Genomic DNA, 15,437 nt, shown 5'->3' on the forward strand with positions numbered 1-15,437 from the left:
CTGCGGGCTGAGCTGGTGGGCGGGGACGGCTGAGCTGAGCGGAGGGCTCCGCCGGTCTCTCCTCCGCCCCGCCCCGCACCGGAATGCGGCTCCCCTCCGAGGGATGGCGGCGGCTGAGGTGGCGGGGCGGCTACGGCTGAACTAGTGGGCGGGGGCGGCAGAGCCGGGCGGCTGCCTCCGGCGGGCTCAGTGGCCACCTGCGACCGCTGCGCTGTCCCGCCACGCGCCGCCCCGTACTGCGGAAGCCCGCCCCGTACCGGAAGCCCGCTCCCGCCGGTCAGGCTCTTGCGCGCCCTCTGCCACGGCTCCGCCGTGCCCACCGAGCCGCGCCGTCCGCCACGTTCGCTTCAAGGCGGACGGGAGCCGTGACCCTGCCCGGCCCTCGTCTCAGACCCCCGCCACCTCCAAAGACGCCCGCGCCCGTGCGGCCATCCCGTCCGCTCCGCAGGATTCGGCCAGGGCCAGGCCCCGTACCAGTTCGCTCGCGGAGCCTGCCGCGATCCCGTACTCGACTCGTGCGACCGCGTGTTCATAGGCGCACGGCGACGCCTCCAGGCAGGCCACCGCCCGTGCGTACAGCGCGACCGCTCGCTGCCCGCTCTCCAGGGACGCCGCGCACCGCAGCGCCTCGCCGATCGCCGTGTCCGTGCCGAAGAGCTCCGCCTGGACCCGTGCGTCCGCGACCAGCTGGGCGGCGCGCCGCGGGTCGTCCACGGCGAGCGCGCGGGCGAGGTCGTACGCCCAGGGGTTCACCACCGGGTTGTAGCAGCCGCGTTCGTTCGCCGTCTTCGCCGCCACCTCCAGTTCGCTGATGCCCTCCGGCCGCTGCCCCGTGGTGATCAGCAGGCGGCCCCGCACGGAGTGGATGTCGGGCAGAAGAATCGTGGAGGGGAAGGGCGGCGCGATGCCGTAGCGCTCGGCGGCCTCCTGGGCCTCGTCGACCTTGCCGCGGGCGAGCAGCGTGTCGATGAGCTTGCACGCGGCGTCCCAGTGCATCGGGAGGCCGCTGCCGACACGGTCGGTGAGACGCAGGCTCTCCCGCAGCGAGGCCTCCGCCTCGGCGAGACGTCCGCGCCTGCGGTACACCAGACCCAGCCAGGCCTTGGCCACGGCCAGATGGCCGCCGCTCCAGCCCGCGGCCTCGTAGGCACGGACCCCCTCGGCGAAGACGCTCTCGGCACGGTCGAGGCGGTCGGTGAAGATGTAGGCGCCGCCCAGCATCGTCAGGAGCTCGAAGCCCCACTCCGTGTCGGTCCAGCCGAGGCCCGGCGCGAGGCGGCCGTTGACGAGGGTGCGGTCGCAGAGCTCGACGATCTCCTCCGCGTTCTCCCCGCGGGTCATGGCGTCGAAGGCGCGCAGGATCAGCAGGGCGCGCTCGGAGTTGTCACGTCCCGGCAGTGGTCCGGCGAGCGCGGCGAGGCGGCGCGAACGTCCCGTCGCGTCGTCCTCGCGCGCGTGGATGCCCTCCCACATGTAGTGGACCCCCTCCAACCGCATCCGGTCGGGTCCGCTCTCGAGACGGGCGGCCTCGGCGTCCACGACACGCAGGGCCTCCTCCAACTGGTCGTTGTGCACCAGGGCTTGGGAGAGGCGGCAGACGGCGTCCACGCGCAGCCCGCGGTCGAGCCCCGGGGTGTTGAGCGCCTCGCGCAGGTGGCCGATGGTCGTGACGGGCGAGGTGAGGAGCGTGGCGCAGCCCAGTTCGTAGAGCACGCGCGCGTGGGTCTCGGGCAGCGGCGGTTCCCGCAGGGCGCGTTCGAGGCAGCGGCGGGCCGCGTCCGGCGCACCGACCGCCAGATGCTCGGCCGCCGCCTGGCGCAACTGCTTGACCAGCTCGGGGTCGTCGTCCGGATGGACCTCGAGGAGATGCCGCGACGCGGCCGCCGCGCCACGGCCCGACAGCGTGACGGCCCACGCGGCCTGGCCGTGCATCGCGGTGCGGGTGGCGGGCGGGATCGAGCGGTACACGGTGCTCGCGATCAGCGGATGGACGAATTCCAGGCCCTGGTCGGCGCCGAGCAGGATGCGCGCGGTGCGCAGCCGCTCCGCGCACCGCTCGGCCGCCTCACGGGTCATCCCGGCGAGCGAGGCGGCAAGGTCGAGCGGAATGGCGGTGCCGAGGATCGCCGCCGCCCACGCGAACCGCGTGACGTCCGTGCCGAGTCCTTCGAGACGGGCGACGAGACCGCGGCCGCGCGCCGAGCGGTTCAGGGCGCGCAGTTCGGCGGCGGAGCTCTCCACCGGATCGAGCTCGCTGTCCTGCACCTTGGCGAGCAGTTCCACGGATTCGTACGGATTGCCGCCGGTGACCGCCCACACCTCGCGGCAGAACGGGGCGTCCGCGTGCTCGCCGAGCGTGGCACGGGTGAGTCCGGCCGCCGCGTCCGGGGTGAGTGCGCGCAGCGGAGGCGTGGGGCGGGCCGCCGCTCCGACGGCCGCGAGGTGGCGCGCGCTCTCGCCGATGGCGTCGTCCGGCCGGTGGGCGACCACCACGAGGACGGGCAGTTCGTCGAGGCGCTGGGCGAACGCGGCCAGCCAGTGCAGGGTCTCCTGGTCGGCCCAGTGCGCGTCGTCGATGAGCAGGACGAGCGGCCAGTGCAGCCCCGAAAGCCGCGCCACGGCCTCGACCAGACCGTCGCACACACCCTGCGGGTCGGCCTGGAGTCCCGTCGGCTCGGCTATGCCGAGCGCGGGGCCCGCGATCTCGTACCAGTCGCCGAGATACTCCCGTGCCTCCTCGGGAGAGAGCGCGACGAGAGCCGGCTGCAGCAGCTGGCGTACGACGTTGAAGGGGACGGAGGTGACGGTCTCGCCACCTCGCGCGGACCACACCATGGCCCGCCCTTGTGCGATGCGGCGCACCTCCGACAGGAGCGCCGTCTTGCCGATCCCCGCCTCGCCCTGGAAGACGAGCAGCCCGCCCGCCGTCGTCGAGTCGGAGCACAGCTCGTCAACGGCCCGCGCGGCCGCGGCGAGTTCCGCATCGCGCTCCCACAGCGGGGCCCAGTTGGCACCTCCGGGCCGTCCCTGCGTCATCGCGCTACCTCCCGAGGTCGCTCAATCGACGTACAGACATCGAGACTAGCTGGGGAGAGGGCCTCGCGGTGCGGGGTCCGGCCAGCAACTCCCGCAAGGAGTGAGGGAGGCGCCGGGAACGGGACGCGTTCAGAGGCGCTCGATGATGGTCACGTTCGCCTGACCGCCACCTTCGCACATGGTCTGGAGGCCGAACCGGCCGCCTGTGCGCTCCAGTTCGTGCAGGAGCGTCGTCATCAGCTTGACGCCGGTCGCGCCGAGGGGATGGCCGAGTGCTATCGCACCGCCGTTGACATTGACCTTCTCCGGGTCCGCCCCGGTCTCCTTCAACCAGGCGAGGACGACCGGCGCAAACGCTTCGTTGATCTCGACGAGGTCGATGTCGCCGATGCTCATGCCGGTCTTCTTGAGGGCGTACGCGGTGGCGGGGATCGGCGCGGACAGCATCCGGATCGGGTCCTCGCCGCGCACCGAGAGGTGGTGGATGCGGGCGCGGGGCGTCAACCCGTGCTCCCGCACGGCCCGTTCGCTCGCGACGAGCAGCGCGGCGGCGCCGTCCGAGACCTGCGAGGAGCACGCGGCGGTGATGGTGCCCTCGTCCAGGACGGGCTTGAGGCCCGCCATCTTCTCCAGGGTCGTGTCGCGGCGCGGGCCCTCGTCGGTGGTCACGTCCGCGTACGCGGTGAGTTCGCGGTCGAAGCGGCCCTCGTCGATCGCACGGACGGCCCGCTGGTGCGAGCGGAGCGCGAACTCCTCCATGTCACGGCGGGTGATGCCCCACTTCTCGGCGATCAGCTGTGCGCCGTGGAACTGGTTGACGGGCCGGTCCCCATAGCGGGCGCGCCAGCCCTCGCTGCCCGCGTACGGGCCTTCGGTGAGGCCGAGCGGTTCGGCGGCCTGCCGGGAGGCGAAGGCGATGGGGATCATCGACATGTTCTGTGTGCCGCCCGCGACGACGAGGTCCTGGGTGCCGGACAGGACGCCCTGCGCCGCGAAGTGCACGGCCTGCTGCGAGGATCCGCACTGCCGGTCGATCGTCACGCCGGGCACCTCTTCGGGCAGTCCTGCCGCCAGCCAGGAGGTGCGGGCGATGTCCCCGGCCTGTGGGCCGACCGTGTCCAGGCAGCCGAAGACGACGTCCTCGACGGCGGCGGGGTCGATCCCGGTGCGCTCGACGAGCGCCTTCAGGACATGGGCTCCCAGGTCGGCGGGGTGGACGGCCGAGAGGCCGCCCTTGCGCCTGCCGACGGGGGTGCGGACCGCTTCGACGATGTAGGCCTCGGCCATGACTGCGTACTCCTCGTGCTCCTCGGGCGGTGCGCGGTCGCCGGGGTGACGACGCGCTCTCTACGTGCGTACGGCGATGCCGTCCAGGACCATCGAGAGGTACTGGCGGGCGATCTCCTCGGGGCTGTGGCCTCCCCCGGGGCGGTACCAGGACGCGGCGACCCAGACGGTGTCGCGCACGAAGCGGTAGGCGAGCCGGATGTCCAGGTCGTCGCGGAAGACGCGCTCCTCGACTCCGCGCTCCAGCGTCGTCAGCCATGTCTTCTCGAAGCGCTGCTGCGAGTCGGTCAGGTACTGGAAGCGCGCCTGCGCGACCAGGTGCCTGGACTCCTTCTGGTAGATGGCGACGGCGGAGCGGTGCCGGTCGATCTCCCGGAAGGACTCGGTGACGAGCGCCTCGAGGGTCTCGCGGGGGCCGAGCTGCGACTGGAGCACGGTGTCGTACCCGTCCCACAGCTCGGTGAGGAAGGTGGAGAGGATCTCTTCGAGCATCGACTCCTTGGAGTCGAAGTGGTAGTAGAGGCTGCCGGCGAGCATGCCAGCGGCGTCCGCGATCTTGCGGACCGTGGTCGCGTTGTACCCCTGCTCGGCGAAGACGTCGGCCGCGATGGCGAGGAGTTCGCTGCGGCGCTCGGGCGAGGGACTCACCGCGGGCTTCTTCTTTGTGGTGCTGCCCTGCTTTGTCGTCGCGCTCTGCTCTGTCGTGGTGCTGCTCTGCTTCGGTTTCGACACACGGTCATTCTCCGCCTAGGCGTGCTGGTTGCTGACCGAGACCGTCTCCCCTGTCATGTACGAGGAGTACTCGCTGGCCAGGAAGACGATGACGTTGGCTATCTCCCAGGGCTCGGCGTGCCGCCCGAACGCCTCACGGGCGGTGAGCTCCTCGAGCAGCTCGGGCGATGTGACCTTCGCGAGGTGCGGGTGCATGGCGAGGCTGGGCGACACCGCGTTGATCCGTATGCCGTGGGGCGCGGCTTCGACGGCGGCGCAGCGCGTGAGCGCCATGACGCCGGCCTTCGCCGCTGCGTAGTGCGCCTGGCCCGCCTGGGCGCGCCAGCCGAGCACCGAGGCGTTGTTCACGATCACGCCGCCCCGGTCTGCGGCCCGCATGCGGCGCAGGGCGGCCCTGGTGGAGCGGAACGTGCCGTTCAGTGTCACGTCGATGACCCGGTCCCACTGCTCGTCGGTCATCTCGGTGAGCTCGGCGGTGCCGCCGAGTCCCGCGTTGTTCACGACGACGTCCAGGCCGCCGTGGCGCCGCTCCGCCAGGTCGTACAGAGCCTGCACCTGGGCTTCGTCCGTGACGTCGCACGGCGTCCCGTCGACCCGGTCGGCGCCGAACTCCCCCGCCAGCGCCTCCACCGTCTCCTTCGTGCGGCGCGGGTGAGCGTCGCCGATGACGATGCGCGCGCCCTCCTCCAGGAAGCGGCGGGCCGTGGCGCCGCCGATGCCCGCTCCGGCCGCCGCGGTGATGACGGCGGTGCGGCCCGCGAGCAGACCGTGCCCCGGCACGTACGTGGGTGCGTCCATGCTCGACCCCCTTGACTGTCGACTCGCTCTCGACGGCTGACTCGACCTCAGGGTAATCTACCAAACACTTGTTAGGGAAGGCCGCCGGGAACGCGGAAGACCGCTGGAGAAGAACCGACCGAAGAGGTGGGCCACTGATGGACCTCGACTTCACCGCCGGGGAAGGGGAGTTCAGGCAGCGGGCGCGCGACTGGCTGGCCGGGCACGTCCCGGGCGAGCCACTGCCGTCACTGGAGACCCGGGAGGGATTCGCGGCCCACCGCGCCTGGGAGGGAGAGCTCGCGGCCGACCGCTGGTCGGTGGTGTCCTGGCCCGAGGAGTACGGCGGGCAGGGCGTCGACATCGTCAAGTGGCTGGTGTTCGAGGAGGAGTACTTCGCTGCGGGCGGCCCCGGCCGCGTCTCGCAGAACGGCATCAACCTCCTCGCGCCGACCCTCTTCGACTTCGGCACCGACGAGCAGCGGGCGCGGATCCTGCCCCCGATGGCGAGCGGCGAGGTGATCTGGGCGCAGGCCTGGTCCGAGCCGGAGTCCGGCTCGGACCTGGCGTCGCTGCGCTCCACCGCCTGCCGCACGGAGGGCGGTTGGCTGATCAGCGGGCAGAAGACCTGGTCGTCGCGGGCCGCGTTCGCCGACCGCGCGTTCGGCCTGTTCCGCAGCGACCCCGCCGTCGACTCCGCCAAGCCGCACCGGGGCCTGACGTACCTGATGTTCCCGCTGGACGCGGACGGCGTGACCGTCCGCCCCATCGGGCGCCTTGACGGCAAGCCCGCCTTCGCCGAACTCTTCCTCGACGACGTCTTCGTGCCGGACGACGACGTGATCGGCGAGCCGGGCCAGGGCTGGCGGATCGCCATGTCGACGACGGGCAACGAACGCGGTCTGACGCTGCGCTCCCCCGGCCGCTTCGTCGCCACGGCCGACCGCCTGGTGCGCCAGTGGCGCGCACACGGCGACCCCGGGGACACCGCGCTGCGCGACCGGGTGGCCGACGCGGTGATCGGGGCCCGCGCCTATCAGCTGTTCACCTGGGCCAACGCCTCGCGCTTCGCGGCGGGCGAGACGATCGGCGCGGAGTCGAGCCTGAACAAGGTCTTCTGGTCCGAGTACGACATCGCGCTGCACGAGACCGCGCTCGATCTCCTGGGCGCGGAGGGCGAGTTGGCGGACGGCGGCGACTGGGCGGAGGGGTACGTCTTCTCGCTCGCCGGGCCGATCTACGCGGGCACCAACGAAATCCAGCGCGACATCATCGCCGAGCGGTTGCTCGGACTGCCGAAAGGACGCCGCTGATGAGGTTCCTCCTCGACGACGAGCAGCGGGAGTTCGCGCGCTCGCTCGACGCGATGCTGACGGCGGCCGACACCCCGGCGGCCGCGAGGGCCTGGGCCGCCGGGGACTTCGCGCCGGGGCGTGCCGTGTGGGGGCGCCTCGCGGATGCCGGCGTGTTCGCCCTCGCCGTCCCCGAGGAGCACGAGGGGATGGGGCTGCTCCCGGTCGAAACAGCCGTCGCCTTTGTGGAGTTGGGGCGACATGCGGTGCCGGGACCGGTGGTCGAGACGGTGGCGGCGGGCGCGCTGCTCTCCCGGCTCGCCGCGCTGGGCGACGCGGCCCCGGCCAAGCGGCTTCTTCCGTCGCTGGCCTCCGGGGACGCCGTCACGACGCTCGCTCTCCCCGAAGGGGGTCCGTTCGCGCTGGACGCGGACGCGGCGACGCTGCGGCTGACCGCCACGGGAGGTGAGCTGCGCCTGGCCTCCGGGCACGCGCGCGTGGAGCGGTCCCTTGACCCCGTACGGCGCCTGGCGCGCCTGCGGCCGGACGGCGAACTCCTCGCCTCGGGCCCCTCGGTGACGGAGGCTTCCCGGTACGCGGCCGACTGGGCCTCGCTCGCGACGGCGGCGCAGGCGCTGGGGGTCGGACTCGCGCTCCTGGACAGGACGGTCGCGTACGTGAAGCAGCGCACCCAGTTCGGCACGCCGATCGGCGGCTTCCAGGCGGTCAAGCACCGGCTTGCGGACGTCCTGATAGCCCTCGAATTCGCCCGGCCCCTTCTCTACGGGGCAGCTCTGACCCTGGAGACGCCAGATGTGGCCGCGGCGAAAGCGGCGGCGAGCGAAGCGGCGTACGGCGCCGCGCGGGCGGCACTGCAACTCCACGGAGCGATCGGCTACACCGCGGAGTACGACCTGTCACTGTGGCTGACCAAGGCGCGAGCGCTGCGCAGTGCGTGGGGCAGCCCCGGGGAGTGCCGACGGCTGGTGCTGTCCGGCGGAGGGAGCGGGGTCGGCTGACGCGCGGCGCAAGCGAAGGCCCCCTGGTTCCTTGGGTTCCTTGGGTTCCTTCCATGCGCCGCCTGCCTCATGCGTACTCCCATCCCCCCTCGCCCACCTGCTCGCGGGCGATCCGGTGCCACTCCTGGACACCGCCCGGCAGCGGCCAGGCCCACGTGGGGCGGTGTCCGGTACGCAGCTCGTCGAGGCGGCGGGCAAGGACCGGGCCCGCGAACTCGGCGCCGTCGGGGACGCGCGGGCCCTGCGCGGCACGCAGCTCGGTGAACCTCGCCAGCTCCGCCTCGTACGTCGTCACGGCCCGCTCCATGCCGGTGTCCACCTCGTCCTGGGAAGCGGTCCGCTGGAGTTCCAGGACGGCCGGTTCCACGGACTCGGCGATCGCCGCGGCGAGGCGGGCATGACCGTCCAGGACGATATGGCTGTCGAGGCCGCTCACCCACCAGAGCAGGACGGGCGGCAGCGTGCCGTCCCTCGCCTGTTTGCGGTACGCCTTGACGCGGGGGTCGTCGGCGTCCGGCATCGCCCGCAGCGGAAAGATCTCCCACGAGCCGTTGTGGACCCACCAGTCGATGTACCCGTCGGGATCGCCCTCGATGAGCAGCGAGCGCCAGTACTCCCCCGCTCGCTCGTCCGCATGCTTCCACCCGCGCAGCGGCGGGTCCGGGTTCAGCACCCAGCGCCCGTCGTGAAGAGGGCTGTCGGGTGACGCGGCGAGCAGGGTCGCGAAGTGGTGCGCCCAGCGCTGCGGGGAGCCGCCGTAGGCGCGGGCCATGTGTGCGCGCAGGGGTGGGACGAGAGGGCGGTAGCGGCCGGTCCGGCGGAAGTCGACCCCGCCGTGGTGCGGGTCCACCAGGGCCAGCAGCAGCGGGTCGGCGGCAGCTCCCTGCGCCAGGAGCAGGCGGTTCTCGGCGGTCCGCAGACACAGTCCGGGCCGTGGCCGTGCGCGCACCTCCAGGAGGAGGCCGCTCCAGGTGCCGTCGGTTCGGGTGAGGTTCGTGCGCCGCGTCTCGGCGCGCGGAGCGGGTGATCCCGTGGCGGACCCCGTGGCGGACATGGTCAAGTCGCCCCCTCCCCTTGCGTCGACGACTTGAACTGGATCGTACGTGCGAGTGCGCGCGCGCCGTCATCGCTGCGATGATCAAACACCAGGTGAGGAGAGCGAGAGGGGCAGCACGTGCGCGTAATCGGGCTGATGTCGGGGACTTCGTACGACGCCATCGACGCCGCGGCGGCCGACCTGACGATCGACGGCGACCGTCTGCTGCTCTCCCCGCTGGGTCTCATCACCCGCGGGTACGACGAGGCGCTGCGGACCGCACTCGGCGCCGCGCTGCCGCCCGCCGCCACCACGCTTGCGGAGGTCTGCCGCCTCGACACCCGCATCGGCCAGGCCTTCGCCGCGGCGGCGGCCGAGGCGGACCGTGAACTGTGCGACGGACGGGCGGAGTTGGTCGCGTCGCACGGGCAGACCGTCTACCACTGGGTGGAGGACGGTCAGGTGCACGGCACGCTGCAGATCGGGCAGCCCGCGTGGATCGCCGAGCGGACAGGGCTTCCGGTGGTCGCCGACTTCCGTCCCCGTGACATCGCCGCGGGTGGCCAGGGCGCGCCCCTGGTCAGCATCGTCGACCGGATGTGGCTGCGCGGCAGGCCCGGCGCACCCGCCGCGCTGAACCTCGGCGGGATCGCCAACATCACCGCCCCGGACGGCACCGCCTTCGACACAGGCCCCGCCAACGCCCTCATCGACGCCGCCGTGCGCGAGCTGACGCGGGAGCGGCTCACGTACGACATCGACGGCGAGATGGCCGCGCGCGGCACGGTCGACGAGGGGCTGCTCGCCGTCCTGCTCGGCGAGCCGTACTACGCGCGGCCGGCGCCGAAGACCACTGGCAAGGAGCTCTTCCACCTGCCCTATCTGCGGGCGGCACTCACCGGGTACGAGGACCTGGCCCCGCACGACGTCGTCGCCACCCTCACCCGGCTGACCGCACGCACGGTCGCCGACGCCATCAGGGCGGTCCACGCCTCCGAGGTCATCGCCTCGGGCGGCGGCACACGCAATCCGACGCTGATGGCGTTCCTGCGGGCCGAGTTGGGCGGCAAGGTCCCGGTGCGCACGTCCGACGAGCTCGGCCTGCCGTCCGCCGCGAAGGAGGCGTACGCCTTCGCGGTGCTCGGCTTCCTGACGGCACACGGGCTGCCGGGGACGGTGCCGGAGAGCACGGGGGCGCGGCATGCGAGCGTGCTGGGGTCGATCACGCCGGGTCGGGCGGGGGTGCGGGTGCCCGCGCCCGAGGGCGGCGGACCGGTGCGGCTTGTGGTGGACGGGCGGGAGGGGTGAAGCCGCCGCACTAGTCGGGGGGGAGGTAAGCCCTGGGCAGGAAAGGCGAACTCGCCTCCCCCCGGGGCGAAGAGAGCTGCCGAACGGTGGCCTCGTACCGACCCCCTCTCATCCCGTTTTCACCGAATGCTCATACGCTGACGCCATGACCCAGGTAACCCCTCCCGGCTGGTACCCCGACCCCGGCCAGACAACTGACGGCCCCCGCACCGAGCGCTGGTGGGACGGGAACGTATGGACGGACCAGGTCCGCGCGGTGGGTTCCGCCGCCGCCGGGTGGGGTGGCTCCGCCCCTGCGGCTCCCCCGGCCCATCCGCCCGCGCCCCCGGCAGGCGCTCCGACCGTCGCCGCACCGGGCGCGCACCCCGCCTATCCCTCCTACCCGGGACAGCCCACCGCCCCGCGGCGCGGCCTGCGCACAGGCATAGCCGTGGGCGTGGCCCTCGTGGTGCTCGCCGGGATAGGCGGCGGCGTCTACTTCCTGACCGCCGACGACGACGGGGACGGCGACAGCGCCGCCAAGGCCCCCTCGTCCTCCGCCCCGTCGCAGCCCGGCGCGCCCCAGGAGCCGCAGGCCCCGGAGTCGTCGGAGCCCCCGAGCGGACCGTCCGCCCCGCCGCCCAGCGAAGAGGGTTACGCCACCGACATCTTCAGCGGCATCAGCCTTCCCGTGCCCGACGGCTGGACCGGCGAGGCCGCCGGCGGCGGTGCCTCGGTGACGACCGGGCCCTACCCCTGCCCCAGGGAAGCCTCCAAGACATGCACCCGCGGCGGCGCGTACTCGGGGCCCGCCGAAAGATTCAAGGTCGACGCCAAGACGGCCGAGGCGGCCGCCAAGGCGGACATCGCCGTCAACGCCAAGGAGTCCTACGGCGGCAAGACCTACGGCAAGATCACCTCGCACAAGGAGCTGGAGTCCAAGGCGGTCACCGTCGCGGGCCAGAAGGGCTACCTCGTGCGCTGGAAGGCCGTCACCGAGAAGAGCGACGACGGCTACGTCCAGTCGCTCGCCTTCCCCTCTCCCACCGTGAAGTCCGAGCTCGTCATCGTCCGCTTCGGCATCGACGTCAACGACAAGTCCCCGAAGCTGTCCGTCATGGACGAGATCACCAAGGGGATCAAGGCCGCGGCGGGCGGCGGGGGCGGCAACGGCCAGGAAGTCTGACCGGGACGGGAACGGACGGGTCCCCAGAACGTCAGAGCCGGGCGGGCCGGAACCACGGGGGTTCCGGCCCGCCCGGCCAAGGGCGGCCACGCCACCCCCGTCCCCACGGTGCGGCGCGGCTCAGGCAGATCGGGGCCCGTCATCCATCGGGCCCCGGTCCACGATCAGGTGGGTCTGGTCAGACCCAGTGCAGGCAGCAGACACGCCTCCACGAAGTCGGACAGGTACTCCTCGTCCGCGTGCTTGCCCTCCAGGACCGGGCGGGCCCGGACCACGCCCATGAGCTGGGCCGTGATGAACCTCGTGGCCGGATGGTCCGCGGTGATCTCGCCCCGGGCCACTCCCCGCGCGACCAGCTCGTCGAGCGCCCGGGTCTCCGGCTCCACCAGCGCCTCGCGCAGCGCGCTGCGCAGGTCCTCGTCCTGCAGGACCGCGTGGCTGAGCGCCTGGACCAGCATGCTGTCCTGGGTCGACCACTCCCCCGCGGCCCGCGCCGCCTCGCGCAGATCCCCGGCGAGCGTGCCGGTGTCGATGCCCGCGAAGCGCACGCAGCGGTTGGCGCGCAGCGCGGCCGCGACGAACTGGGGCTTCGTCTTCCACTGGCGGTAGAGCGTGGACTTGCTGCACCGGGTGGTCGAGGCCACGCCCTCCATGGTCACGGCGTCGTACCCGCACTCGCGGAGCTGGTCGAGGACGGCGTCGTAGAACTCCTGCTCACGCTCGGGCGTGATCTTGGATCGGCGCGACGAACCCACGGGGTCCGCTGTGCCTGCGTCTGCTGCCTGATCCGGCGACGTCATGACTCTTCTCCTCGGTGCGGCGGCTTCGACCGACCCTATCGATACGCCAGTGTACCGGTACGCCTCCGTATCGGTACACTGGCGTATCGATGAGCGGGGCGCTCCCCCACTCACTACCCGCACCACCCAGTCATCACGTAAAGGGGCCGGGGGATGGAATCCCGAACCGAGCCTGCCGAAAGGGAACCGGACATAGCCGTCCGGGAGCCGGACACATCTGCCCGACCGCCCCTCGTCCGCGAGCTCCTCCTCGTCGTAGGACTCTTTCTCGTCTACAAATTCGGCAGGCAGCTGGCCAACGGTCACACCGGTGAGGCCTTCCGCAACGCCCACCACGTGTGGGACGCCGAACGCACCCTCCACCTGCCGGGCGAGGGCGCCGTGCAGGACGCGCTGCTCAGCAGCGACACCCTGGTGCACATCGCGAACACCTACTACGCGACCGTGCACTTCCCGGCCACCGCGCTGTTCCTGATCTGGCTCTATCTGCGCCGGCCCCGGCACTACGTGTGGAGCCGCCGGGTGCTCGCCGCTCTCACCGCCGCCGCCCTCGTGCTGCACCTGACGTTCCCGCTGGCACCGCCCCGGATGCTGGAGGCGGCGGGGCTCGTGGACACCGGGCAGGTGTACGGGCCGACGGTCTACGGCGCATCCCCGCAGACGGACTCGATGGCCAACCAGTTCGCCGCGATGCCGTCCCTGCACTTCGGGTGGGCGCTGATGCTCGCCGTCGGTCTCATCGCGGCGACCTCGTCGCGCTGGCGCTGGCTGTGGCTGCTGCATCCGCTGATCACCCTGCTCGTGGTGGTCGGGACCGCCAATCACTACTGGCTCGACGCCATCGCGGTGACCGTGCTGCTCGGCATCGCGCTCGCCGTGATCAAGCTGCCGGATCCCGCGCGCTCGCGCGTCGTGCGGCGGCACACGCCCGCGCCCGAGCTCGCGGCCCCGGGGGTACGACGGTGAACGCCACCCTCCTCGCCGTCGCGCTCTCGCTGGTGTCGGCCGCCGCGTACGCCAGTGCCGCCGTGGCCCAGGAACGCCTCGCCGCCCGCATCACGGGCACCGGCGACGGCTTCCTGCGGCTGCTCGGCAGCGGGGCCTGGTGGTCGTCCGTCGGGCTCAACGCGTGCGCGGCGCTGCTGCACGTGGCGGCCCTGAAGTACGGTCCGCTCACCCTGGTCCAGCCGCTGGGCGCGCTCACCCTGGTCGCCGCCGTGCCGCTGGGCGCGCGGATCGCGGGCCGGTCGGTCACCCCGCTGGAGTGGCGTGGCACGGGGCTCACCCTGATCGGCCTCGGCGCCCTGCTCCTCACCGCGTCGGGGCCCGCGCCCGACGACACGCTGACCCTGACGGAGGCGCTGGCCGTCGCGGGCCTCACGATGGCCGTGATCGGCGTCCTCTCCCGTCCGGGTGCGCGGCCGGGGCTGCGTCACGCGACGGCTTCCGGGTTCGCTTCGGGCGTCGCGTCCGCGCTCACCCAGACCGTGACGGTCGCCGCGACGGACCGCTCGGGTCCGCTCCTGAGCCCGCAGGTGATCGTCGTGGCGCTGCTCGTCGCCACGTTCGCCGTGGGCGGCCTCTTCCTGTCCCAGACCGCTTACCGCGGGGGCCTCGGCGCGCCGCTCGCCGTCGTCACCCTGGCCAATCCGGTGGCCGCCGCCGCCATCGGCCTGCTGCTGCTCGGGGAGCGGCTTCAGGGCGGCGTGGCCGGGCTGTTCCTGGCGGCCGGGGGCGCGGCGATCGCGGCGTACGGCGTGGTGGTGCTCACCCGGTCACCCAGGGACGAGGTGCACGCGAAGGCACCTTCGGAGCTGTCTTCGGAGGACTTCATGCCCGCCATCCCCGGCCAACCGGAACCCGCCGCCCTACACCTCTCGAGCCCCTGAACGGGGGCGCCCCGTAAGGGGCGCGGGGAACTGCGCGACAAGCCACGACGCACCCGCAGACGCAGAAACAGAGATGGCATCGGCGGCGCCCCCGGATCCAGGGCGCCGCCGATGCCGTTTCCGAGAGGAACAACCTCACCCGAAGCCGCGGGAGTCCTGCTTCAGGGCCGTGTCGACCGTCAGGGCCGTCGCCACGACGAGGCTCAGGAGCGGCTCGGGCAGCTGGTAGTGGATCTGCAGGACGTAGTTGTCCGCGGTCGTGAACATCGTCTTGGCGAGGCCTTCCCAGGTCTTCGTGATCCGGGCGACCTCGTTGTCCGCGTGGTCGACGATCGAGAAGTTCCAGGCGCGCCAGTTCTCGGCCTTGATCGCGCCGGCCTGCTGGCCGTTGACCATGATCGCGAAGTTGATCTTCCCGATCATGTTCTGCTGGACGATCTCACCGATCGGCTGGCCGTCGGCCCGCTCGACGACGACCCGCGACTTCATGAACTTGCGGGGCCGCGTCAGCTGCATCACCGGCTGGCCGTACGCGTCGCGGATCTCGAGCTTGTGGGTCATGAACTGGTCGATGCTGGAGACGAAGCGCGCGACCTTCTTCAGCGTGCTCTGACCGACCTGGACGACCGAGCCGAGCACGTTGCCCGACTGGTCCATGACGCTGTACTCGTTCGTCAGCTCGATGAGCTTGGCCTTCTGGTTCACCACCAGGACCGGCTCGGTGAAGAGCGTGCCGCCGCCCTGCGACGAGGGGGCGACGCCCGCCTGCTGCTGGACCTGACGCTGCACCTTGGCGGGGTCGGCCTGCGGGACCGCCTGCTGGGGGTGACCGTACTGGGCCTGCTGCGGAGGCTGCTGATGCACCTGCTGACCGCCGAACTGCCCTTGCTGCTGGCCGTATTGAGCCTGCTGCTGCTGAGCCGACTGCTGCTGGGCCTGCTGCGGCACCTGCTGCGCCTGCGCGGGCTGACCGCCGGCCTGCTGGTTGGGGCTGGTGTGCTGGGTCCACTGGGAACCGTCCCACCAGCGCAGCAGCTGGGCCGCGCCCTGGGGGTCCGAATACCAGCCTGCAGGAGTGTTCGAATGCGTCGTCACC

Annotated in this window: 13 protein-coding genes; 6 read left to right on the forward strand and 7 right to left on the reverse strand. The window is 72.3% G+C overall.

What is annotated here, in order from left to right; translation table 11 throughout:
* Positions 1-387: 387 nt before the first annotated feature.
* The 4 genes from ABZ833_RS10440 to ABZ833_RS10455 form a co-directional block, all read right to left on the reverse strand.
* Entirely contained in the window at positions 388-3,036 is a 2,649-nt protein-coding gene (locus tag ABZ833_RS10440) for an AAA family ATPase (protein WP_361043848.1), read from the reverse strand.
* A 129-nt stretch (positions 3,037-3,165) separates the two neighbouring features.
* Positions 3,166-4,323 carry an acetyl-CoA C-acetyltransferase gene (locus tag ABZ833_RS10445; protein ID WP_361043850.1) on the reverse strand — a complete coding sequence of 386 codons (1,158 nt, stop codon included), beginning with the start codon at positions 4,321-4,323 and terminating at the stop codon, positions 3,166-3,168.
* A 60-nt stretch (positions 4,324-4,383) separates the two neighbouring features.
* Positions 4,384-4,971 (reverse strand): TetR/AcrR family transcriptional regulator, encoded by a 588-nt coding sequence (locus tag ABZ833_RS10450; protein ID WP_361044767.1) that lies wholly within the window; start codon positions 4,969-4,971, stop codon positions 4,384-4,386.
* 99 nt (positions 4,972-5,070) lie between these two features.
* Positions 5,071-5,853 carry an SDR family oxidoreductase gene (locus ABZ833_RS10455; protein ID WP_361043853.1) on the reverse strand — a complete coding sequence of 261 codons (783 nt, stop codon included), beginning with the start codon at positions 5,851-5,853 and terminating at the stop codon, positions 5,071-5,073.
* 137 nt (positions 5,854-5,990) lie between these two features.
* Between ABZ833_RS10455 and ABZ833_RS10460 the strand changes: the two genes are divergently transcribed.
* Together ABZ833_RS10460 and ABZ833_RS10465 are read left to right on the forward strand one after the other, a co-directional pair.
* Entirely contained in the window at positions 5,991-7,145 is a 1,155-nt protein-coding gene (locus ABZ833_RS10460) for an acyl-CoA dehydrogenase family protein (RefSeq protein WP_361043855.1), read from the forward strand.
* Positions 7,145-8,143 carry an acyl-CoA dehydrogenase family protein gene (locus tag ABZ833_RS10465; RefSeq protein ID WP_361043858.1) on the forward strand — a complete coding sequence of 333 codons (999 nt, stop codon included), beginning with the start codon at positions 7,145-7,147 and terminating at the stop codon, positions 8,141-8,143. The genes ABZ833_RS10460 and ABZ833_RS10465 overlap by 1 nt, the downstream gene beginning before the upstream one ends.
* Before the next feature lie 67 nt (positions 8,144-8,210).
* On the opposite strand, the gene ABZ833_RS10470 is transcribed toward ABZ833_RS10465, so the two are convergent.
* Positions 8,211-9,197, reverse strand: a complete 987-nt coding sequence (locus tag ABZ833_RS10470; protein ID WP_361043861.1) for a hypothetical protein — start codon at positions 9,195-9,197, stop codon at positions 8,211-8,213.
* Positions 9,198-9,317: 120 nt separating this feature from the next.
* Between ABZ833_RS10470 and ABZ833_RS10475 the strand changes: the two genes are divergently transcribed.
* Together ABZ833_RS10475 and ABZ833_RS10480 are read left to right on the forward strand one after the other, a co-directional pair.
* Positions 9,318-10,487, forward strand: coding sequence for an anhydro-N-acetylmuramic acid kinase (locus ABZ833_RS10475; RefSeq protein WP_361043864.1), 1,170 nt, complete (start codon positions 9,318-9,320; stop codon positions 10,485-10,487).
* Positions 10,488-10,632: 145 nt separating this feature from the next.
* A complete protein-coding gene (locus ABZ833_RS10480; RefSeq protein WP_361043866.1) occupies positions 10,633-11,652 on the forward strand; it encodes a DUF2510 domain-containing protein in 1,020 nt (339 codons plus the stop codon).
* A 164-nt stretch (positions 11,653-11,816) separates the two neighbouring features.
* Here the strand turns inward: ABZ833_RS10480 and ABZ833_RS10485 are convergent, their stop codons facing one another.
* Positions 11,817-12,452, reverse strand: a complete 636-nt coding sequence (locus tag ABZ833_RS10485; RefSeq protein WP_361043869.1) for a TetR/AcrR family transcriptional regulator C-terminal ligand-binding domain-containing protein — start codon at positions 12,450-12,452, stop codon at positions 11,817-11,819.
* Positions 12,453-12,605: 153 nt separating this feature from the next.
* Here ABZ833_RS10485 and ABZ833_RS10490 point away from each other — a divergent pair, with 153 nt between their 5' ends.
* Together ABZ833_RS10490 and ABZ833_RS10495 are read left to right on the forward strand one after the other, a co-directional pair.
* On the forward strand, positions 12,606-13,418 hold the full coding sequence (locus tag ABZ833_RS10490) for a phosphatase PAP2 family protein (protein ID WP_361043871.1): 813 nt from the start codon (positions 12,606-12,608) through the stop codon (positions 13,416-13,418).
* The gene (locus ABZ833_RS10495; RefSeq protein ID WP_361043873.1) at positions 13,415-14,341 is read left to right on the forward strand and encodes a DMT family transporter; all 927 of its coding nucleotides are present in this window, start codon (positions 13,415-13,417) and stop codon (positions 14,339-14,341) included. The genes ABZ833_RS10490 and ABZ833_RS10495 overlap by 4 nt, the downstream gene beginning before the upstream one ends.
* A 135-nt stretch (positions 14,342-14,476) precedes the next feature.
* Here the strand turns inward: ABZ833_RS10495 and ABZ833_RS10500 are convergent, their stop codons facing one another.
* Positions 14,477-15,436 carry a phospholipid scramblase-related protein gene (locus ABZ833_RS10500; protein WP_361043876.1) on the reverse strand — a complete coding sequence of 320 codons (960 nt, stop codon included), beginning with the start codon at positions 15,434-15,436 and terminating at the stop codon, positions 14,477-14,479.
* Between the last annotated feature and the right edge of the window lies 1 nt (position 15,437).

Source organism: Streptomyces sp. NPDC047525, assembly GCF_040643025.1.
GTDB lineage: Bacteria > Actinomycetota > Actinomycetes > Streptomycetales > Streptomycetaceae > Streptomyces > Streptomyces durmitorensis.

Excerpts from the sequence above, each read along its gene's own strand:
- ABZ833_RS10440 (WP_361043848.1), bottom strand. The coding sequence starts at position 3,036 with ATGACGCAGGGACGGCCCGGAGGTGCCAACTGGGCCCCGCTGTGGGAG.
- ABZ833_RS10445 (WP_361043850.1), bottom strand. The coding sequence starts at position 4,323 with ATGGCCGAGGCCTACATCGTCGAAGCGGTCCGCACCCCCGTCGGCAGG.
- ABZ833_RS10455 (WP_361043853.1), bottom strand. The coding sequence starts at position 5,853 with ATGGACGCACCCACGTACGTGCCGGGGCACGGTCTGCTCGCGGGCCGC.
- ABZ833_RS10460 (WP_361043855.1), top strand. The coding sequence starts at position 5,991 with ATGGACCTCGACTTCACCGCCGGGGAAGGGGAGTTCAGGCAGCGGGCG.
- ABZ833_RS10465 (WP_361043858.1), top strand. The coding sequence starts at position 7,145 with ATGAGGTTCCTCCTCGACGACGAGCAGCGGGAGTTCGCGCGCTCGCTC.
- ABZ833_RS10470 (WP_361043861.1), bottom strand. The coding sequence starts at position 9,197 with ATGTCCGCCACGGGGTCCGCCACGGGATCACCCGCTCCGCGCGCCGAG.
- ABZ833_RS10480 (WP_361043866.1), top strand. The coding sequence starts at position 10,633 with ATGACCCAGGTAACCCCTCCCGGCTGGTACCCCGACCCCGGCCAGACA.
- ABZ833_RS10485 (WP_361043869.1), bottom strand. The coding sequence starts at position 12,452 with ATGACGTCGCCGGATCAGGCAGCAGACGCAGGCACAGCGGACCCCGTG.
- ABZ833_RS10490 (WP_361043871.1), top strand. The coding sequence starts at position 12,606 with ATGGAATCCCGAACCGAGCCTGCCGAAAGGGAACCGGACATAGCCGTC.